Source organism: Thermovibrio ammonificans HB-1 (assembly GCF_000185805.1).
GTDB classification, from domain to species: domain Bacteria; phylum Aquificota; class Aquificia; order Desulfurobacteriales; family Desulfurobacteriaceae; genus Thermovibrio; species Thermovibrio ammonificans.
In genome coordinates this window covers 1,331,878-1,351,400 of the sequence record NC_014926.1, presented here as the reverse complement: position 1 = coordinate 1,351,400, position 19,523 = coordinate 1,331,878, and the positions used below count along the sequence as shown (strand labels likewise).

Here is a 19,523-nt window from a genome sequence, read left to right as displayed (position 1 = left end):
CTATGGCCCTGTTCAGCTGTTACGTAGATGTAGAGCGTTTTCTGGGTGAGCCGGTAAAGGAGCTTGTTCACTTCCTCGTCTGTTTGAGACGCAGGGAGCGGTTCCCGGTTATTGTCCAGATAGCCCGTTTTTTTCAAGAGGTTGAGCACGTTTCCCAGTTTTACAACTTCCGCCGGGAGAGAAAGGAGGAGTTCCTCTCCTCTCTTCCCGTTTCTACTGCTGAGAAGAGAATCCTGTGGCATCTGCTGGAGAACTTCTTTCTAAAACACTCAGAGAACTCGTCCGGTAAGGAGATTCCCCAAGACGACCTTATAGCCCTGAGGAAGGGGAGGCTTTTTGAGGAGTTGGTTTACCACCTCGGGCCCGTTAACAGGGAGAAGGTGGAGCTTACGTCGATGCACTGCCAGCCGATGGTTAACAGGAAGAAGCTCCAAATAAGGTGCCGCTCTAAGGTGCTTTCCGGCAAGAACCTCGATGTGGTTTTCTGGGGTAGGGGATACGTTGAAGGGTACGAGTGTAAGGGGAATGTTCAGTTCTTCCTTGAACTCGGCCTCGGTAGGGGGGAGAAGGCAAGGAAGGTCAGGGAGAAGGTACAGTACCTTAACCAGCTTGCTCTGGCCCTTAAGAACAGGTTCTCCGAGGTTCACATCTACCTTGCAAGTTTTGCCCCGGATATAGACATAGACAGGTGTAGGGAGCTCTCCCTCCGTTACGCTTCAGAGTGCGGGAAGGGAGAGCTCCACCTGGAGCTTATAACGATAGAGGACTTTATATCCTACTTGTAGAGGACTTTTGCACAGTTCCCGCAGGTGTTAAGGCCCACCGACTTTAGGGCTGCGAAGAGGCTTGTTACCTGACACAGCTCTATGCCGCTTAAGGTGTCGGCATCTATGTGGACTATCTGCACAACCTCAAGCCCCTCTCTGCTCACCTGGTTGCAGATGGACTTCTCGGCTCCCACCTGGAAGATGTGAATCTCTTTTGTTCTGGGGTTAATCATTACCTCGTAGCTCATCTCTCCCTCCTTGTAGTTTTGCTCCCTTTTAAACTATACCCTCTCCTCGAAGGTGGGTTTCCTTACCCTGTAGAACACCCCTATCGGTATTTTTGTGTTCTCGTCGTCGCTGTTGTAGTCCCACTCCCTTGCCCTCTCGATGGCGGCGTTGAAGTCTGTCGGGTCGTGGCCGGCCTCTTCGAGTTTGTAGCAGTGCTTTCTGTAGAAGGGGAATGTGTTGAAGAAGGTTACGCAGGGCTGTAAAACGTCTATGAAAGCAAAGCCTCTGTGCTTTACGGCCTCCTTTATGAGTTCCTTCAGGTGGGGAATGTCGCCTGCAAACCCCCTTGCAACAAAGGTCGCCCCTGCTGAGAGCATCAGGAGAATCGGGTTCATCGGGTCTTCGGGGGGCCCTTCCGGTGTTGACTTTCCCTTGAACCTTGAGGGACTTGTGGGTGTGAACTGTCCGGTTGTGAGGCTGTAGGCCCTGTTGTCGTGGACGATTACCGTGATGTCTGCGTTCCTTTTGGCCGCAAATATGAGGTGCGAGATGCCCTCGGCGTAGATGTCGCCGTCTCCTACGAAGGCCACGCACCTGAGGTTGTCGTTTATCAGCTTCATTCCTTCAAGGTTGTTCAGTGCCCTGCCGTGTATGGAGTAGAAGCTGTTAAGGTTTATGTAGTCAACGATTTTGCCGTGGCACCCTATGCCGGAGGATATTACGAAGTTCTCGGGAGCTATCTCTTCCGAGAGCTCAACTACGGCTTCTTCAAAGGCCTTGAGGATTGCGAAGTTGCCGCATCCCGGACACCAGGTGTTCTCGGCGTAGGTCTTTAGGTCTTTCAGCTGGATGCTCATCTCTCCCCCCTTAAAAAGCGGGTTAGCTCTTCTTTGAAGATTGGTCGGGTGTCGTACTTCCTGAAGCGGCGGGTTGCCTCTATACCGTTTAGCTTCAGGAGTTTTTCGAACTGCCCTGTAATCGATAGCTCAACAGCGATGATTTCCCGGGCTCCTTGAAGCTCCTGCTTTAGCCTCTCGGCGGGGAAGGGTTCGAGGTAGTTGGGTTTTACCGCTTTGTAGCCCAGCTCTTCGCCCACTTCACAGCACACTCCCCAGTTCTCGCCCCAGGTTACAAGGACCCGGTTGGAGTTTGTATCTCCGCCCACTGTGACCGTGTCGCTCCTGTCTTTGAAGTAGTTGTAAATGGTCTGCCTTTTTCTCTCCCTCTTCTCCTTCATGGCCCTTATCACTTCGGGGCGCTCGGTGGTTATTCCGACTTCGTCGTGCTCGTAGCTGTTTGATTTCACCACTGCCCCTTTTGTTCCCGGGAAGGCCAAGGGGGAGATTCCGTCTTCGGTTATCGTGTAGCGTTTGTAGGTTCCCTCTCCGTTCCAAAGTTTTGGCTCTTCAACTACCCGTTCTCTCTCTATGGGTTCTGTGAAGAAGCTCTCTGCCACGTTTTTACTCGTCAGGATAATCACGGGTACTTGAAATTTCCAGGCCAAGTTGAGGGCCTCTCTGGTTAACAGGTAGCACTCTCTTGCAGATGAGGGGGCCACCACTATCCGCTGGAAGTCTCCGTGGCCGGCAAACAGGGCAAACAGCAGGTCTGCCTGCTCCGTGTAGGTGGGAACGCCTGTAGAGGGAGCTCCCCTTTGGGCTTCGTAGATTACAACCGGCGTTTCGCTCATGCCGGCAAGGCTCAAGGTCTCTGTCATGAGGGCGAAGCCGCCTCCCGAAGTTCCCGTCATCGCCCTGCCTCCGGCGTAGGCGGCCCCGAGGACCATGTTTATCACTCCTATCTCGTTTTCCGGTTGGACCACCTTTATTCCGAACTCTCTTTTGTGGGCGGCAAGGTAGTGGAGCACCGGCGATGCGGGTGTCATAGGGTAGGCTATGTAAACGTTTAGACCCCCGTCTACCGCCCCGAGAGCCGTTGCTTCGCTGCCGGATATGTAGGTTCCCTTTATCCCCTCTACTTCTACTATCTCTTCAACTTCCGGGGCAAGGTCGTAGCTTTTGTTAAAGACCTGTTTGTTCTCTTCCGGTTGCGGGAGCTGCTCGATTACCGCCTCGCCTGCGCTCCTCTCTATTCTGAAGGCCTTCAGCAGCGCTCCCAGGATTGCAGAGCTTCTCATAACCCCCTTTGCCAGTTTTCTCAGGGGCAGTTTTATCCCCTCAACCGAGGAGACCGCTTCATCTACAATCCATACGGTTGACTCTTTGGCGTTTTTTAGGTGCTCTTTAACGCTCCTTTCGTCGAGGGCCACTATGTAGTCCGCCTTCTCTACGGGGGCGGCTACCGGTTCGTTTGAGAACCTGACCTGGGAGAAGTTGTGCCCTCCCCTGATGAGCGACGGGTAGTCGTGGTAGGTGAAGGCCGAGTAACCGAGGTTTACCAGAACTTTGGCCAGCAGGTTGGCGGCCTCTTTTATGCCTTCTCCTGCCTGGCCTCCGATGATGACAGACCGTTCCATACTCCCCTCCTTATAGACTTAACGGCCCTGTAGGGGTCCGGGTAGTTCGGGACTCGGTTGTTTTTCAGTATCTCTCTGCCCCCTTTTACCGAGTGGCCCCCCATGAGGCAGGCCACAACCGCTCTCCTGCTCCGCTCTTTGAACTTGACTATCTCGTAGGCTATTTCCGGGACGTCGGTCATAGACTGGGGCGTTACTATTACGAGGGCTGCGTCCCAGGTGTTCAGTTTTTCAACTGTTTTAAAGGCGAATCTGTAACGGTCTGAGGTTGCATCGCCTATTAGGTCTATCGGGTTTATGCGGCTCCAGTTCGGGGGCAGCCCCCTTGATAGCTCTTCAACTGCTGCCGAGATGTCTGCGAGCTTCAGCCCTTCTGCCTCTGCGTAGTCGGCTGCGAGGGTTCCGGGCCCCCCTGCGTTTGTTATTACGAGTAGCCTCCTGCCCCGGATTCCGCCGTAGGTGCTCAGGAGGTTTGCGGTGTCGAAGGCCTCTTCGAGGGAGTCTACGACTATTCCCCCTTTGGTCTCAACGGCGTCTTTGAAGAGCTTGTAGTTTCCCGCAAGTGAGCCCGTATGGGAGGCCGCCGCCCGCCTGCCGCTTTCGCTCCGTCCCGCTTTTATGAATATGCAGGGTTTTCGGTTCAGGAAGTTCAGGAGCTCTGCCCCCAGTTTGAGCCCCTCAACGTAGGAGAGGACAACTTTCGTTGAGGGGTCGCGGGTGGCAAGCTCTAAGGTTTCTGTTATCTCTATATCGGCCTGGTTCCCGAGGCTTATGATTTCCGAAAAGCCGAACCGCTCCTCTGCGGCCTTGTCTATTACTGCGGTTATGAGGGCTCCGCTCTGGGAGAGGAAGGAGGTTTCCCCCGGCGGCGGGGTGACGGTTGAGAAGGAGGCGTTGAGCTTCAACCCCGGCACTATAAAGCCGAGGGTGTTTGGCCCCAACACCCTTATCCCGGATTCGGCGGCCGCTCTTTTGAGCTCTTCCTGTAGTTTTCTGCCCTCCTCTCCGGTTTCACCAAAGCCCGCAGATATAACAACGGCGAGTTTTACCCCCTTCTTCCCGCACTCCCTTATAACTTCCGGCACGCCCTTTGCCGGTATCGCTACGAGGGCGCAGTCTACCGGTTCGGGTACTGCCAGTATTGAAGGGTAGCATTTAAAATCGAGGACTTTTTCGTGTTTCGGGTTAACGGGGAAAACCTTCCCTTGGAACTGTTCAAGGTTCCTGACTAAGGCGTAGCCCACTTTTTTTGGGTTTGTAGAGGCGCCTATTACCGCAACCGTTCTTGGCCTGAAGAGCTCCTTCGGGAGCGGCCGGAACTTCGGCCTTTCGGGTGGTGGTTCGGTAACGGCCCTGCCGTCTGCCGGCACTACGCGGTTTTCGGTGATGAACAGGGGGTTCAGGTCCATTTCGGCGATTTCGGGGTTCTCTTTGAGGAGTTTCTTCAGTTTCTCTATGAGCTCGAGGAGCAGGTCGAGGTTCCCTTTGAAGTTCCTGTACCCTTTAACGAGCCTGTAGAGCTTCGTTTCCGCTATCTTCTTTTCGGTTTCGCTCCTGCTTGCACTTAAGGGGATGAAAACCGGGTCTTTCAGGAGCTCAACCAGCACCCCTCCCAGTCCTACGGCTATCAGGTGGAGGAAGGAGGGGTCCCTTTTCACCCCCAGGAAGGCCTCTATTCCCGAGAGCTTCTCCTCCACTATAACCTGCTGGGCGTCGGGGAACTTCCGAAACAGCTCCTCTACGGCCCTTTGAAGCTCTTTCGGACCTTCAACGAATACCACTCCCCCTACCGAGCTCTTGTGGACGATTTTCGGCGATACAACTTTAACAACGGCCGGGAACAGGTGCCACTCAACCTCCTCCCCCCTTTTGAAGGTTCTGTGGCGGGGCGTTTCTATGCCGTAGCGCTCAAGGAGCTCGTAAACTTGCGGTTCGGTGAGGAACAACCTTTCTCTCTAATTGAGGTTAAATCCAGCGCTTCCTCTTGAAATAATATATCAAACCTATACTTATGATAGCCATAAATAGAGAAATTAAAACGATACCGAACCGCCACTGTGCAAAGGGGAGGTCTTCTACGTTCATGCCGTAGAAGGAGGAGATGAACATCAGGGGCTCTAAAACGGCGACGAAGATTGTGAGGGTTTTCATTATCTCGTTGAGTTTAAAGGAGACCAGCGATGAGAAAACGTCTAAGACGTTCTGGATAAACTCGTGGAGGGTTTCGGCCCTATCGTAGAGTATGCTGATTTCGTCCAGCAGGTCTCTGAAGTAGTGGATGTTCTCGGTGTGGATGAGTTTGGGGGCGTAGGAGAGCAGGTGTTTATAGGTATCCCTTATCTGCTTTAGGGTCCTCCGCAGGGTGAGTATTTCGTAGGAAAGGTCGGAGATATCTTCAAGGAGCTCCGGGTTCTGCTCCTTGAACACTTTGGCCTCAATTTCGTCTGCCTGCTCTTCCAGGATGTCTGTAACCCTTTTGAGCTTCTCAACTATTATGCTGGAGAAGAGCCAAACTATGTGCTCGATTCCCTCTCCGAAGGGCTTCTCCTCCAGGAGGAGCTCTTTCTTGGTCTCTTCAAAGAGGCGGCGGCTCCCTACCGTTATGAGGAAGTCTTTCCCCCAGAAAGCGCACAGCCTCTTGTGCCTGCTTATTCCGCCGTCGTAGTAAATGAGAAGCAGGAACAGGTAGGTGTCGAAGTTCTCCACTTTGGAGCGCCCTTCGGTTCTGCAGTCTTCAACCGAGAGCTCGTTTATGTCGAAGGTTTCGGTTAGAAGCTCCTCTGCCTTTTCGTCCAGCCTTCTGAGGTGAATCCAGAGGGGTTTTTTCTTCAGCAGTTGCCTGTTCTCTAAGAGGGTAGAGAGGGGTGTTGTTACGGTTGTAACCGTATCCCCCGACGGCGTTACTATCCAGGCAACGTTCTCCATTAACGCTTCCTGTCGAAGAATATGTTTTTGCCGCTTACCGATAGCGGAATCCCGTAGCCGAGCTTTACGCTTTCCGGAACGAACCCTCCCTCTATGGCGGCTTTGCCGAAGGAGAACATTATTCTGTTGTCTACGTTGTTGTCCGAGGCCACTTTAACTGCCGAGCCTATGGCTATTCCCAGGTCTCCTACTGCGTAGGCACAGTAGGCGCCGGCCGCTTGGGACTTTTCGCAGTTCTCAAACCCGCAGAACCCGCAAAACGGAACGCCCCGGGGTTTAACCTCGGTTCCTATGAAGACCACAAGGAGCGAGTCTCTGACGTTTGCGGCGTCCCTTACGAAGAAGGGTATCTCCTTTTCCCGGCCTATTTTCTCCATGAGGTCTGCCACTTGGTCTTTTTCGGTTCCCTCAAAGATTTTCGTGTATAGCAGGTTTACACCCTTGCCCTTGGGGGCAGTAATCGCACTGCAGCACATAAGCTCTGCAACGGTTTTAACTGCGCTATAGTAGGGGAACACCGCCTCCTCCTGAGTGTGTTGGCAGGGAAATTCTATCACCGGAACGGAGAGGGGAAACGCTTAACTACTCGGACTCTTTGAGGGCCTTTTTCAGCTCCTCTAAGGCCTTTTGGGGGTTAAGCCGGTGGGCTCTAAAGACCTCTTCGAGGGGTTCGTCTTGGAACCCTTCGCAGTAGATACACTCCTCTATGAGCTGGTAGAGCTTCTCCTCCAGTTGGGGGAAGCTCTTTAAACACTCCCTTAGGGTCATCTGAAGGCTGGGCTCTTTCAAGCTTCCTCCTTTGGATTAAGGGGCCTTGCGGCCCCCTTGCCTTACATTGTGAGGTCGAGAATCCTTCCGGCCCTTTCGATGTCTTCGGAGGAGGGCTTCCTTACGCCCGGGTCTACCTCCTTCATTATGCGGGCAAGGATGTAAAGGAGCGCTCCTACGATTTCGGGGAGCTTCTGCTCGAGCTCTGCCTCGAGGGGGTACTTGAGCGGAGGTTTTGTTGCCAGGAAGTTGAGGATGTCCTGGAGGGGAAGCTCCTCTTCAAGGTTCTTAAACTGCTGGATGGACTCGAGGAACCCCTTTGTGAGGGGGACGTCGCTTTCCCAGATAACCTCACGTCCGTTGTACTTTGCGTTCCTCTCGCCGATGAGGAGCAGGTCGTAGAGCTTCTTCTCTACGATGTCTGTAATCTCCTTGGCCTTGTTCTTGTCGATGTCGATGCTTGCAGCCTTCCTGAAGAGGGCCTCCAGCTTTGCAAAGCCTACAACTGCCATCTTCTCCCTCCTTTTGGGAATTTGACTAAGGAAATTTAGGGCTTTTGCCTTATTGTATCAACGGCGGCTATAATTCCCTTAACCCTAAACCCTCAAGGAGAGCGTAAATGGACAGGAGGCTGATAGAGCAGCACGTTACCTGGGAGGAGTACGAAAAGATAAAGAAGCTCCTGGGCAGGGAACCCAACCTTGTGGAGCTTGGAATATTCTCGGCAATGTGGAGTGAACACTGTTCTTATAAATCCTCCCGTCCCCACCTTAAGAAGTTCCCCACCGAGGCTCCCTGGGTGGTTCAGGGGCCGGGAGAGAACGCCGGAATCATAATGGTAGATGAGGAGAAGCAGATATGTGCCGCCTTTAAAGTTGAGTCCCACAACCACCCCTCCTACATAGAGCCCTTCCACGGCGCTGCAACCGGAGTGGGCGGTATCCTCAGGGACGTTTTCACCATGGGAGCGCGCCCGGTTGCCTGTATGGACTCCCTGCGGTTCGGAGAGCTCTCCGACCCCAAGATGCGCTACGTGGCAAAGGGGGTGGTTTCCGGTATCAGCCACTACGGTAACTGCGTTGGAGTGCCCACCGTAGGCGGAGAGGTTTACTTCGACCCCTGCTACCAGACGAACCCCCTTGTGAACGCCTTTGCCCTGGGGATAGTGAGAAAGGACAAGATTTTCTACGCCCGTGCCGCCGGCGTCGGAAACCCGGTGATTTACGTGGGTGCAAAGACCGGAAGGGACGGGATTCACGGGGCCACTATGGCCTCGGAGGAGTTCTCCTCCGAGGAAGAGGTTGAAAAGAAGGTGAACGTGCAGGTGGGTGACCCCTTTATGGAGAAGCTCCTCATAGAGGCCTGCCTGGAGGCGATGGAGAAGGAGGGAATCGTTGCCATTCAAGACATGGGAGCTGCCGGACTGACGTCGTCGTCTGTTGAGATGGCCTCCCGGGGAGGCGTGGGAGTAGAGCTCTGGCTCGATAGGGTTCCCACCAGGGAAGAGGGAATGACCCCTTACGAGATAATGCTTTCGGAGTCTCAGGAGCGGATGCTTGTGGTCTGCGAGCGGGGTAAAGAAGAGGAGATTATGGAGGTTTTCCGTAAGTGGGACCTCGACGCCGTTGTCATAGGTGAAGTTATAGAGGAGCCCGTTTTAAGGCTCTTCTGGCACGGCGAGAAAGTTGCTGAGCTGCCCATAAAAGCTCTTACGGACGAGGCTCCGGTTTACTACAGGCCCTTCAAGGTTCCCCACTACATACTCGAAAACGCCTCTTACGACCAGAACTCCATCCCCGAGCCTTCCGACTACGCGGAGGTTGTGAGGAAGCTCCTTGCCTCCCCCACTATAGCAAGCAAGCGCTGGATATGGGAGCAGTATGACCACATGGTTCAGATAAACACCGTTGTTTACCCCGGCGGAGATGCCGCCGTTCTCAGAGTGAAAGAGAGCGAAAAGGGTATAGCCATAAGCTCCGACTGTAACTCCCGCTACTGCTACTTGAACCCCTACGAGGGGGGCAAAATCGCCGTGGCCGAAGCCGCAAGGAACGTTGCCTGCACCGGTGCCGTTCCAAGAGCGATAACCGACTGCCTCAACTTTGCAAGCCCCGAAGACCCGGAGATTATGTGGCAGTTCGTAAAGGCCACCGACGGTATGGCCGATGCCTGTAAAGTTCTTGAGACTCCGGTGGTAAGCGGAAACGTCAGCTTCTACAATGAGACGAAAACAGAGGAGGGAAAGAGGGCCGTTTTCCCCACCCCCACGGTTGTGTGCGTAGGCGTTCTTGACAACGTTGAGAAGAGGATGACCTCCTTCTTTAAGGAGCCCGGAGACTACATCCTTCTCCTGGGTGAAAACGTGGGGAACGTTTCCGGTTCCGAGTACCAGAAGCTTGTAGAGGGAGAGTTTAAAGGGCGGGGCCAGACAATCGATTTAAGGTTCGAGAAGACCCTTCAGGATGCCCTCGTTGAGGCTATAGGCCGCGGGCTTTTAAAGCACGCCCACGACGTTAGTGAAGGCGGAATAGCCGTTAACCTTTTTGAGTCTGCCTTCGAGAGGGAGCTCGGCTTCGAGGTGGATTTAGACGACGACCTAAGGAGCGACTTCCTGCTCTTCGGTGAAGACCAGAGCAGAGTTGTGGTTTCTGTTTCTCCCGAGAAGCTCCAGGAGGCCCTTGCCTTCTTTACAGAGAAGACGGTTCCTGTTAAAGTTATCGGCAGGGTTACAGACTCGGGGGTTGGAGTAATTAAACACAAGGGGAAAAGGCTGGTAGAGATACCAGTAAAAGAGGCGAAGGAAATCTACGAAACGGCGTTGGAAAAGGCTCTCTCTGGTGAGGGTAACTAACTACAGCTTTACGGAAAGGTTCTACCTGCTTTATAAAGTCGGGAGGTTCGCCTTTTCGGCGGGCCTTCTGGTTTTGCTCTTCTCCCTCTCCTCCCTCGGGAGTTCCATAGTCGATTCTTTCTCACTGGCGGTTTTGGCGGTTTACTCCCTTGTGAGCCTGCTCCTCTTTGCGCTCTCTAAGAAGCCCCACTTTTACGAGTTTCTCCTTGACGAGCTCTTCCTCTTCCTGCTCGTTGTGAAGGGAGCTTTCTCCTACGCTTTCTTCTCCATATTCCTGCTCTTTCCCGTTTTCTTTTCGGTTATATTCTTAGGGGCCCCCTACAGCTACCTTACCCTCCTTTTCGCCTTTACGTTGCAGTTCTTTTACTTTATAGTCCTCTACGGCGGCCTCTCTTACGAGGGGGTTATACAGCTGTTTTTAAACGCCCTTGCCCTACTGTTTATGCTTCTTGCCGCCCAAAAGCTCAGGGTGAGGTTTGAAGCTCAGGAGCTGTACATTCGCTCCCTTGAGGTTGAAAGGGAGGAGGCCCAGCTCTACAAGCGCCTCTACGAAATCAGTGCAGACCTTGCCCACGAGCTTAAAAACCCCCTGGCCTCTATACGGGGAGCCGTTGAGCTCCTGAGGGAGGGGAAGAACAGCCCGAAGCTTGTGGATATTATCTACAGGGAGACAAAGCGGCTCGACTCAATAATTAAAGACTTCCTGAACCTTGCCAGGCCCTCTACGGGGGAAGTGGCACGGCTCTCCCTTAAGTCTACACTGGAGGGGCTCATCTCCAGTGTGGGCCATATGGGGAAGGAGGTTTCGGTGAAGGGGGAGGAGGTTTTTGTTGAGAGTGACCCGAAGCTCCTCTCCTCGGCCCTCGATAACCTGCTCAGGAACGCCCTCCAGTGGGCGAGGAGAAGGGTTGAAATAACGGTTCTGAAAGAGGACGGTTGGGCCGTTATCCACTTTGACGACGACGGCCCCGGCGTTCCCCCTTCCGAAAGGAACAGAGTTTTTGAGCCCTTTTACTCCCGCCGCTCCGAAGGCTCCGGACTCGGGCTCTCTATAGTTAAGAAATTTGCCATAGACTCGGGCGGTTACGTATCCGTCGGAGACAGCCCCTTGGGAGGGGCCCGGTTTACTCTCAAACTCCCTTTAAGGAGAAGCGGTGAAGGTTCTGATTCTCGAGGATGAGGTCTCTCTGAGGGAGATTCTGAAGATTGTCCTGGAGGAGTTCGGCTACCAGGTTGAAGAGGCCGGAACGCTGTCGGAGGCCGTTAAGAAGGTGGAGGAGTCTTACTTCGACCTGATACTCGTTGACCTACGCCTTCCCGACGGCTCGGGTATGGAGCTTGTAAGGAGGGTAAAGGGGGAGACCCCCGACACCGAAGTGATAATAATAACGGCCTTTGCCTCTACCCAGACTGTTAAAGAGGCCTTTGAGCTCGGCGTTTACGACTACGTTGAGAAGCCTTTCCAGATAGACGAGCTTCGAATCCTCATAAGGAACGTCACCGACAAGATAAAGCTGAAAAAAAACAAAGAGGAAGTTCCCGGCCTTCTCGGCCGCTCTGCGGCCGTAGAGAGACTTAAGGAGACCATAAAGAAAATCGCCCCTTACGACGTGAACGTTTTAATTCTCGGAGAGAGCGGAACGGGTAAGGAGGTTGTTGCGAGGGCGATTCACCAACTCAGCCCCCGTAAGGATAAGCCCTTCGTTGCAATCAACTGTGCGGCCCTGCCCCCCGAGCTCCTCGAGAGCGAGCTGTTCGGCTATAAAAAGGGGGCCTTTACCGGAGCGACTTCCGATAAGAAGGGGCTTATAGAGAAGGCAGACGGAGGGACGCTCTTTTTAGACGAAATAGGCGACATGCCGCTGCCCTTACAGGCCAAGCTCTTAAGGTTTCTTGAGACCAAGAAGTTCATCCCCCTCGGCTCTACAGAGGAAAAGAGCGTAGATGTGAGAATCGTCTCTGCAACTAACAAAGACCTGAAAGAGGAAATAAAGAGGGGAAACTTCCGGGAAGACCTCTACTACAGGCTTGCCACCATTGTTGTTGAGCTTCCCCCCTTGAGGGAGAGGCGGGAGGATATCCCGATTCTCGTGGAGCACTTTGCCAGGGAGTTTGCCTCCAAGTACGGTAAACAGGTAAAGAGAATCTCGAGCAGCTTTATAGAGTATTTAATGTCGCTTCCCCTTGAGGGTAACGTTAGGGAGCTTCGCAACATAGTAGAGAGAGAAGTTATCCTGATGGATGGAGGAGTTCTTGGGGCCGGCCACTCCAGCGGCTCTTTGGGGTCTGTGGCCTCCGTTAAGATTCCCGATGAGGGGGTTGACCTTAAAAAGCTCCTTCAAGAGATTGAGAGAAGCTACCTCCTTGCTGCCCTTGAGAAGGCGGGAGGCAAGAAGAAAAAGGCTGCCGAGCTTCTCGGCCTTACCTTTAGGGAGTTTCGCTACAGGTTTGGGAAACTGGTAGATAGGGAGGGGGAGGAGTAGCCTCCCCCTGAGAGATGGTTACTCTTTATCGCCTTCTTTCTCCTCTTTTTCGGGCTCCACTTCCTCTATCTTGGCCAGCTCAACGAGCCTGTCCAGAGCCTTCTGACGGAGGATATCCTTTTTAATCATCTCAATCAGTCCCCTCTCTTCCAGGGACTTGCGGGCGAGAACGTAGTCTCCGTTAAAGGCGGCGTCTGCCAGTTTCTTAATCTCCTCTTCAAGGTCCTCTTCAGTTACCTCTATCCCTTCAAGCTCTGCCACTTTCTCGAGCAGGAGCTTCACCTTAACGGTCTTCTCGGCCGTTGGCCTTACCATCTCTACAACAGTTTGCGGGTTCAGCTGGTTAACGTTGAACCCGGCCTGTGCAAGCCTTGTAAGCTGGTTCTGGGCCTGGGCCTGAATCTCAAGCTCAAGCATAGAGGGCGGAACGGGAACGTCTACCTTCTTCAGGAGGGCGTCAACGATTTGGTCCTCTATCTCCTCCTGCTCCCTGGTCTCCTCGGCTATCTCTATGTCCTCGAGGATTCGCTTTTTCATATCCTCTAAGCTCTCAAAGCCGAAACGCTTTGCGAACTCGTCGTTAACTTCGGGAAGCTCCTTCTCCTTAACCGCCTTTACCTTGAACTTAACCTTTACCTTCTTCCCGGCCACATCACCGTACTTCTCATCTTCGGGAGCTTCAAACTCAACTTCTCCTTCCTCTCCCGCTTTCTTACCCTTTACTGCCTCCTCAACCTCGGGCCACAGCTGGTTTGCTCCGAGCACAACGGCAACTTCACCCTTTTGGGGTTCCTCTATCCCCTCTACGGCCGTTTCGTACTCAAGCTCTACAAGGTCTCCCTCTTTTGCCTCCCTCTCTACCTCTTTCCACTGGGCCGCTTGGTTCCTGAGGCCTTCAATAACCCTCTCAACCTCCTTCTCCCCTACGGCCCTCTTCTGAACCTTAACTTCTATGCCTTTGTAGTCTTCGGGTTTAAGCTCTATCTGAGGTTTAACCTCAAGAATCACAACGGCTTTAGCCGTGTTGTTCTTCAGGTCAACGTCGAACTCGGCAAGTCGGGGCTCTCCAATCAGCTCGAGCCCTTCCTTCTCAATCACCTCGCCTATTTTCTGGGCCAGAAGCGTGTTGATGAGGGCGCTCTTTATTTCCTGAGCGTAGAACTTCTTAACCACGTGAACGGGGGCTTTCCCGGGCCTGAAGCCGGGTATCTTGGCCTGCTTACCGATTTCCTTCGCCGCTGCGTTTACTGCAGGTTGAACCTCATCCTGTTCGAGCTCTAAAGTGAGTTTGTAGATTACCGGACTCTCTTGGGTCAGCTGGTATTTCATCACTTCCCTCCTTTTTTCCTAACTCTTCCCATTACTTTCAACGGAAGGCTCCACACCCTTGTAAAGGCTGCACCGTCTTTATGGTCGAAGGCGTCTTTGGGGCTGTAAGTGGCAAGGTCTTCAACGTAGAGGGAGTTGGGGGACTTCCTTCCCACCACTTGAGCGTTCCCCTTGAAGAGCTTGAACCTTACGGTTCCGGTTACCAACTCCGCTATGCGGTTGTTAAAGGCGTCTAAAGACTCCCTCAGCGGTGTAAACCAGAGGGCCTCGTATACTGCCTCGGCGTACGGGTGTTTAACGTGGCTCTGCTTGTAGTGGTAGGTGAACCTGTCGAGCACTATGCTCTCCAGCTCGTCGTAGGCCCTTATCAGAAGCAGTCCGGCCGGAGACTCGTAAACCTCCCTCGACTTTATCCCTACGAGCCTGTTCTCAACCATGTCTATTCGGCCGTATCCGTGCCTTCCGGCCAGTTCGTTAAGGTCCCAGATGAGCTTCCACAGCTCATCGTACCTTTTACCGTTGAGGGCAACCGGTGTTCCCCTCTCAAACTCAATCTCAACGTACTCGGGAGTATCGGGTGCCTTCTCCGGCGCTACGGTTATAACGAAGGCGTCCTCCGGAGGTTCAACGTAAGGGTCCTCAAGGGGGCCTGCCTCTATGGCAACTCCCCACAGGTTCCTGTCGTAGGAGTAGGGCTTCTCCTTGGTGGCAACAACCGGAATTCCGTGCTTTTTAGCGTACTCTATCTCCTCTTCCCGGGACTTAAACTCCCACTCCCTCACGGGGGCGAGAACCTCTATATCGGGGTCGAGTGCCCAAACCGAGGCCTCGAACCTTACCTGGTCGTTCCCCTTTCCGGTTGAGCCGTGGGCCACGTAGTCTGCCCCTACCCTGTGGGCCACCTCAACGAGCTTCTTCGCTATGAGGGGCCTTGAGAGGGCCGATATGAGGGGGTACTTGCCCTCGTAAAGGGCTCCCGCCCTCATCAGGGGCATACAGTAGTCCCGTGCAAACTCCTCTTTTATATCGTCTACTATCGCCTCTACCGCCCCGGAGGCCTTTGCCTTATCTGGTATCTCGTCGAGCTCTTCACCTTGGCCTACGTCGGCGGTGTAGGTAATCACTTCGAATCCCCTGTCTGCCAGCCACCTGACTATTACCGAGGTGTCGAGTCCTCCCGAGTAAGCAAGAACTACTCTCTTACCCACTTTCTCCTCCTGCCTTTTCCTTCAGGCTTGGAATTTTACGGCAATTTCTACTTCAATCTCAAGGAGTGGCGATTATACAACTTGTTGACACGGTAGGGGATAAGGGCTATATTTTGCACTGCAAGTGGCGACGTGGCTCAGGTGGTTAGAGCGGGCGGCTCATACCCGCCAGGTCGGTGGTTCGACTCCACCCGTCGCCACCAATTTTTTATTTTTCCGGCCTGAATGTTTAAAGAGAAGGTTCTCTCCACCTGCCAAAAGTTCAACCTGATTCCTCCGGGTTCCAAGCTCCTCGTTGCCCTCTCCGGAGGCCCGGACTCGGTAGCCCTTCTAAACGTCCTCCTTGAACTCCGTGGAGAGCTTCAACTCAGCTCCCTTGCCGCCGTTCACGTGAACCACCAGCTCAGGGGAGCCGAGTCCGAAAGGGATGAGCGGTTTGTAAAGGAGCTGTGCGGGCAGCTGGGAGTTCCCCTTTTTACCGAAAGGGTTACGGTAAACCCCAAAGGGAAAGGGGTAGAGGCCGCCGCCCGACAGGAGCGCTACAGGGTTTTTGATAGAGTCCTCAGGCTCTGGAAGGGCGACTACGTTGCCCTTGGCCATACCGCCTCCGACCTTGCAGAAACGGTTCTCCTCAACCTTGCCAAGGGAACCGGCATCAGGGGGCTCAGGGGATTCCTCCCCAAAAGGGACCGCTACGTTAGGCCCCTCTTTGAGGTGACCCGCCGGGAAGTTGAGGAGTACTTAGAGCTAAAAGGGCTCCCCTATATAGTAGACAGCAGCAACCTCTCTACCGACTTTGAGAGGAACTTAATCAGAATCGAGGTTGTTCCCCGGCTGAGGCGGCTGAACCCCAGGTTTGAAGAGTCCGTTTTGAGGCTTACTTCAACCTTGAGGGGCATTGAGTTTTTCCTGAACTCTCAAGTTGAGGCCCTCCTTGAGAGGTTCACGGCGGGAGGACACTTCTGCGCCCCCTTAGAGGAGCTCCTTAAGCTCCCCGAAGTTCTGCAGGGAGAGCTTCTCATAGGGGCGGTAAAGCGCCTTACCGGGAAGGGGCTCTCCTTTAGGAAGGTCGAGAAGTGCTTGGAGCTTATAAAAAAGGGGAGCTTTGCCCGCTACTCGTTGGGAAACGGGCTCACCTTCGTTGTAGACGCCGGGAGGGCCTGTATCCTGCCCGAGCAGGAAGGCCTTAAACCTTTTGAATTTAGAGTTACAGACCTTCCGGCCGAAATTGAAACTCCTTCGGGGGTTTTAAGGTTCTCCCTTAATCGGGGATACCCCTTGATACCCCTAAAAAAGTTTAAGGGCCAAGGTATAATTGTCCGAAACAGAAAACCCGGAGACAGGGTAGACCTCGGCCGGCACACGAGGCCGCTTAAGAAGCTCCTTAACGAGGCGAAAGTCCCGGTTCTTGAGAGGGACGGGCTGCCGGTTGTAGAGTTCGGCGGTCGGGTTCTCTACGTGCCCTTTGTGAGCCTGCCCCGTAGGGAGCTTCCCCAACCTTTTGTAGGGGTCGAATTTGAAGAGCGTAAAAGTTCTGATTCCCCAGCAGGAGATTGAGAATCGGGTTAAAGAGCTCGCCCGGGAGATAGCCTCACAAGTAGAGGGAGAGCTTCTCGTAATCGCCCTCCTTAAAGGGGCTTTTGTCTTTACCGCTGACCTCGTCAGGCACCTGTCCCTTCCCCTTCAGGTGGACTTCATAAGGGCCAAGAGCTATCGGGGAGCAGAGAGGGGAGAGCTCTCCGTAGTTGCCGGACCGGAGCTTCCCGTTGAGGGGAAAACGGTCCTCCTTGTAGACGACATCTTCGATTCGGGAAAGACCCTTGAAACTGTAGCAGAGAAGCTGAAGGAGATGGGAGCCTCTAAGGTTCTCACCTGCGTTCTCCTCGAGAAGGAGCTCGGCAGGGATACCGACTTCCGGCCGGACTTCGTAGGTTTTAAGGTGCCCGACTACTTTGTTGTCGGTTACGGCTTAGATTTAAACGAGACCTACAGACAACTCCCCTACATAGCAACGGTAGAAGGAGAGGAAGATGGACAAATTTAAAGCGATAGGTAAGAGCTTGGCGCTGTGGCTCGCCATAGCCCTTATGATTATCCTTGCCTTTAACTTCTTTAACTCCAATAACTTCAAGACGCCTACAGAGCCCTTCTCCACCTTTGTTCAGCAAGTTCAAAAGGGAGAGGTGAAAAAGGTCGTTATTCAGGGACAAAAGGTTATAGGTCTCACCAAAGACGGTAAGCCCTTTGAAACCTACCTTCCCCCCGGCTACAACGAAATAGTGAAGGAGATGTCTAAGAAGGGCGTTGAGATTGAGGTGAAGCCCGAAGAGGGAAGCCCTTGGTACATCACCGTTTTGGTCTCTTGGCTGCCGATGATATTCCTAATACTCCTGTGGTTCAGCATGATGCGCCAGATGAGCGCCGGCAGCAGTAAGGCCCTCTCCTTCGCAAAGAGCAGGGCAAAGGTGTTCATAGACAACAAGCCTAAAGTTACCTTCAAGGACGTTGCCGGTATAGACGAAGTTAAAGAGGAGGTCTCCGAAATCGTTGACTTCCTCAAGAACCCCAAGAAGTACCAGCAGCTCGGCGGAAGGATTCCGAAAGGGGTTCTCCTTGCAGGCCCCCCGGGAACCGGTAAAACCCTCCTTGCCAAGGCGATAGCCGGTGAGGCCAACGTTCCCTTCCTGTCGGTTAGCGGTTCCGAGTTCGTCGAGATGTTCGTGGGCGTTGGTGCCTCAAGGGTCAGGGACCTATTCGACCAGGCCAAGAAACACGCCCCCTGTATAGTCTTCATAGACGAAATAGACGCTGTAGGCCGCAAAAGGGGGGCCGGTATAAGCGGCGGCCACGACGAGAGGGAGCAGACCCTCAACCAGCTCCTTGTAGAGATGGACGGTTTTGAAAGTAGCGACGGCATAATAGTTATAGCCGCAACCAACAGGCCCGATATCCTCGACCCCGCCCTTTTAAGGCCGGGCCGCTTCGACAGGCAGATATTCGTTCCCCTTCCCGACGTTAAGGGGAGGCTGGAGATACTCAAAATCCACACCAGGAACAAGCCCCTGGCAGACGACGTAGACCTTGAGGTTATTGCCCGCTCTACCCCGGGCTTTTCCGGTGCTGACCTTGCCAACATAGTGAACGAGGCGGCCCTCATAGCCGCCAGGAAGAACCACGGCAAGATAACCATGGAGGACTTTGAAGAGGCCAAAGACAAGGTAACTATGGGTATAGAGCGTAAGAGCATGGTTCTTTCCGAGCAGGAGAAGATAACCACCGCCTACCACGAGGCCGGGCACGCCCTTGTGGCGAAGCTCCTGCCGAACGCCGATAAGGTTCACAAGGTTACCATTATTCCCCGCGGTAAGGCTCTCGGCGTTACTCAGCAGCTTCCCGAGGAAGACCGCTACACCTACACCAAGGAGTACCTGCTCGATAGGCTCGCCGTTTTATTCGGCGGAAGGGTTGCCGAGGAGTTGGCGCTGGGAACAATCTCTACCGGTGCCGGTAACGATATAGAGAGGGCCACCGAGCTTGCCCGCAGAATGGTGGCAGAGTGGGGTATGAGCGAGAAAATCGGCCCCATTTCGGTTAAGATTAGGGAGCAGCTGGGAGAGCCGGTAGAGATAGTCAGCGAGGAGATGAGGCGGCTCATCGATAAAGAGGTTAAGAGGATAATCACCGAGACCTACAACAGGACGAAGGAGCTCCTCTCCCAGAATATGGACAAGCTGGAGAACCTTGCGAGGGCCCTCTTAGAGAGGGAGACCCTTACCGGAGAGGAGATAGACCTTGCGATAAAGGGGGAGCTCACCAAGAGCTCCGGCAACGGCCCCGACAAAGGCGGCTCGGAGGGGAAGAAGGAGGAGAAGGAGAGGAAGGGGGACGTTGACGATTTCGGCTTGAGTCCGCAGCTGGAGGCGTAAGTTGGCTTTCGACAGGGAGAGGATAGAGCGTGCCGTTAGGGAGATTCTCCTTGCCATCGGTGAGGACCCCGACAGGGAGGGTCTCAGGGATACCCCGAAGCGCGTTGCCAAAATGTACGAAGAGGTGCTCTCGGGCTACGGCGACTCCCCCGAGAACCACATGGTTCTGTTCACCGAGCGCTACGACGAGATGATAATAGTTCGGGATATTCCCATCTACTCCATGTGTGAGCACCACATGCTCCCCTTCTTCGGAAAGGCACACGTGGCTTACATTCCCGGTAACGATAAAGTTACCGGCCTCTCAAAACTTGCAAGGATTGTAGACGTTTACGCCAAAAGGCTCCAACTTCAGGAGAGGATGACCCAGCAGATTGCGGACGCAATTATGGAGAAGCTGGGGGCAAAGGGAGTTATGGTGGTGGTTGAGGCCCAGCACCTGTGTATGATTATGAGGGGAGTTAAGAAACCCGGCTCGTTTACCGTGACCAGCGCCGTGAAGGGTGTTATGAGGCATGAGCCTACCAGGATGGAAGCTCTCTTTCTGATAAAGGGCAGGTAA

At 53.8% G+C, this 19,523-nt stretch carries 18 protein-coding genes and 1 tRNA gene; 9 read left to right on the top strand and 10 right to left on the bottom strand.

Features of this window, described 5'->3' with window-relative positions:
* The first annotated feature begins 2 nt into the window (after window positions 1–2).
* On the top strand, window positions 3–785 hold the full coding sequence (locus THEAM_RS06965; protein WP_013538130.1) for a hypothetical protein: 783 nt from the start codon (window positions 3–5) through the stop codon (window positions 783–785).
* Here the strand turns inward: THEAM_RS06965 and THEAM_RS06960 are convergent.
* The 8 genes from THEAM_RS06960 to THEAM_RS06925 form a co-directional block, all read right to left on the bottom strand.
* A complete protein-coding gene (locus THEAM_RS06960) occupies window positions 776–1,015 on the bottom strand; it encodes a hypothetical protein (RefSeq protein ID WP_013538129.1) in 240 nt (79 codons plus the stop codon). The two genes, THEAM_RS06965 and THEAM_RS06960, sit on opposite strands and share 10 nt — an antisense overlap.
* Before the next feature lie 33 nt (window positions 1,016–1,048).
* Window positions 1,049–1,852: a thiamine pyrophosphate-dependent enzyme gene (locus THEAM_RS06955; protein WP_013538128.1), complete on the bottom strand. Its 804-nt coding sequence runs from the start codon at window positions 1,850–1,852 to the stop codon at window positions 1,049–1,051.
* Window positions 1,849–3,471 carry a 2-oxoacid:acceptor oxidoreductase subunit alpha gene (locus THEAM_RS06950; RefSeq protein ID WP_013538127.1) on the bottom strand — a complete coding sequence of 541 codons (1,623 nt, stop codon included), beginning with the start codon at window positions 3,469–3,471 and terminating at the stop codon, window positions 1,849–1,851. The genes THEAM_RS06955 and THEAM_RS06950 overlap by 4 nt, the downstream gene beginning before the upstream one ends.
* On the bottom strand, window positions 3,426–5,417 hold the full coding sequence (locus tag THEAM_RS06945; protein ID WP_013538126.1) for an acetate--CoA ligase family protein: 1,992 nt from the start codon (window positions 5,415–5,417) through the stop codon (window positions 3,426–3,428). The genes THEAM_RS06950 and THEAM_RS06945 overlap by 46 nt, the downstream gene beginning before the upstream one ends.
* Window positions 5,418–5,436: 19 nt before the next feature.
* Window positions 5,437–6,396, bottom strand: coding sequence for a magnesium transporter CorA family protein (locus THEAM_RS06940; RefSeq protein WP_013538125.1), 960 nt, complete (start codon window positions 6,394–6,396; stop codon window positions 5,437–5,439).
* Window positions 6,396–6,914 carry a ferredoxin domain-containing protein gene (locus THEAM_RS06935; RefSeq protein ID WP_013538124.1) on the bottom strand — a complete coding sequence of 173 codons (519 nt, stop codon included), beginning with the start codon at window positions 6,912–6,914 and terminating at the stop codon, window positions 6,396–6,398. The genes THEAM_RS06940 and THEAM_RS06935 overlap by 1 nt, the downstream gene beginning before the upstream one ends.
* A gap of 64 nt (window positions 6,915–6,978) precedes the next feature.
* Entirely contained in the window at window positions 6,979–7,185 is a 207-nt protein-coding gene (locus THEAM_RS06930; protein ID WP_013538123.1) for a hypothetical protein, read from the bottom strand.
* 41 nt (window positions 7,186–7,226) lie between these two features.
* Window positions 7,227–7,676 (bottom strand): DUF1931 family protein, encoded by a 450-nt coding sequence (locus tag THEAM_RS06925; RefSeq protein ID WP_013538122.1) that lies wholly within the window; start codon window positions 7,674–7,676, stop codon window positions 7,227–7,229.
* A 107-nt stretch (window positions 7,677–7,783) separates the two neighbouring features.
* Between THEAM_RS06925 and purL the strand changes: the two genes are divergently transcribed.
* From purL to THEAM_RS06910, 3 genes are read left to right on the top strand one after another with little or no spacing between them, the layout of a single operon-like run.
* Complete coding sequence (gene purL / locus THEAM_RS06920; protein WP_013538121.1) at window positions 7,784–10,015, top strand: phosphoribosylformylglycinamidine synthase subunit PurL; 2,232 nt, start codon at window positions 7,784–7,786, stop codon at window positions 10,013–10,015.
* Window positions 10,002–11,195 carry a sensor histidine kinase gene (locus THEAM_RS06915; RefSeq protein ID WP_013538120.1) on the top strand — a complete coding sequence of 398 codons (1,194 nt, stop codon included), beginning with the start codon at window positions 10,002–10,004 and terminating at the stop codon, window positions 11,193–11,195. The genes purL and THEAM_RS06915 overlap by 14 nt, the downstream gene beginning before the upstream one ends.
* A complete protein-coding gene (locus THEAM_RS06910; protein ID WP_013538119.1) occupies window positions 11,170–12,498 on the top strand; it encodes a sigma-54-dependent transcriptional regulator in 1,329 nt (442 codons plus the stop codon). Before THEAM_RS06915 ends, THEAM_RS06910 begins: the two co-directional genes overlap by 26 nt.
* An 18-nt stretch (window positions 12,499–12,516) precedes the next feature.
* Here THEAM_RS06910 and tig read toward each other — a convergent pair whose 3' ends face one another.
* Entirely contained in the window at window positions 12,517–13,827 is a 1,311-nt protein-coding gene (gene tig / locus THEAM_RS06905; RefSeq protein WP_013538118.1) for a trigger factor, read from the bottom strand.
* Window positions 13,827–15,035, bottom strand: coding sequence for an argininosuccinate synthase (locus THEAM_RS06900; RefSeq protein ID WP_013538117.1), 1,209 nt, complete (start codon window positions 15,033–15,035; stop codon window positions 13,827–13,829). Before THEAM_RS06900 ends, tig begins: the two co-directional genes overlap by 1 nt.
* 126 nt (window positions 15,036–15,161) lie before the next feature.
* Between THEAM_RS06900 and THEAM_RS06895 the strand changes: the two genes are divergently transcribed.
* From THEAM_RS06895 to folE, 5 genes are all read left to right on the top strand, one after another.
* Window positions 15,162–15,238, top strand: a tRNA-Met gene (locus tag THEAM_RS06895).
* 22 nt (window positions 15,239–15,260) lie between these two features.
* Entirely contained in the window at window positions 15,261–16,592 is a 1,332-nt protein-coding gene (gene tilS / locus THEAM_RS06890) for a tRNA lysidine(34) synthetase TilS (protein WP_013538116.1), read from the top strand.
* Window positions 16,552–17,079, top strand: a complete 528-nt coding sequence (hpt, locus tag THEAM_RS06885; RefSeq protein ID WP_013538115.1) for a hypoxanthine phosphoribosyltransferase — start codon at window positions 16,552–16,554, stop codon at window positions 17,077–17,079. Before tilS ends, hpt begins: the two co-directional genes overlap by 41 nt.
* Complete coding sequence (ftsH, locus tag THEAM_RS06880; RefSeq protein ID WP_013538114.1) at window positions 17,066–18,961, top strand: ATP-dependent zinc metalloprotease FtsH; 1,896 nt, start codon at window positions 17,066–17,068, stop codon at window positions 18,959–18,961. The genes hpt and ftsH overlap by 14 nt, the downstream gene beginning before the upstream one ends.
* A gap of 1 nt (window position 18,962) precedes the next feature.
* Window positions 18,963–19,523 (top strand): GTP cyclohydrolase I FolE, encoded by a 561-nt coding sequence (gene folE, locus THEAM_RS06875; protein ID WP_013538113.1) that lies wholly within the window; start codon window positions 18,963–18,965, stop codon window positions 19,521–19,523.

Coding starts and splice junctions, on each gene's coding strand:
- THEAM_RS06965 (WP_013538130.1), top strand. CDS start 3: ATGGCCCTGTTCAGCTGTTACGTAGATGTAGAGCGTTTTCTGGGTGAG.
- THEAM_RS06960 (WP_013538129.1), bottom strand. CDS start 1,015: ATGAGCTACGAGGTAATGATTAACCCCAGAACAAAAGAGATTCACATC.
- THEAM_RS06955 (WP_013538128.1), bottom strand. CDS start 1,852: ATGAGCATCCAGCTGAAAGACCTAAAGACCTACGCCGAGAACACCTGG.
- THEAM_RS06950 (WP_013538127.1), bottom strand. CDS start 3,471: ATGGAACGGTCTGTCATCATCGGAGGCCAGGCAGGAGAAGGCATAAAA.
- THEAM_RS06940 (WP_013538125.1), bottom strand. CDS start 6,396: ATGGAGAACGTTGCCTGGATAGTAACGCCGTCGGGGGATACGGTTACA.
- THEAM_RS06925 (WP_013538122.1), bottom strand. CDS start 7,676: ATGGCAGTTGTAGGCTTTGCAAAGCTGGAGGCCCTCTTCAGGAAGGCT.
- purL (WP_013538121.1), top strand. CDS start 7,784: ATGGACAGGAGGCTGATAGAGCAGCACGTTACCTGGGAGGAGTACGAA.
- tig (WP_013538118.1), bottom strand. CDS start 13,827: ATGAAATACCAGCTGACCCAAGAGAGTCCGGTAATCTACAAACTCACT.
- tilS (WP_013538116.1), top strand. CDS start 15,261: ATGTTTAAAGAGAAGGTTCTCTCCACCTGCCAAAAGTTCAACCTGATT.
- ftsH (WP_013538114.1), top strand. CDS start 17,066: ATGGACAAATTTAAAGCGATAGGTAAGAGCTTGGCGCTGTGGCTCGCC.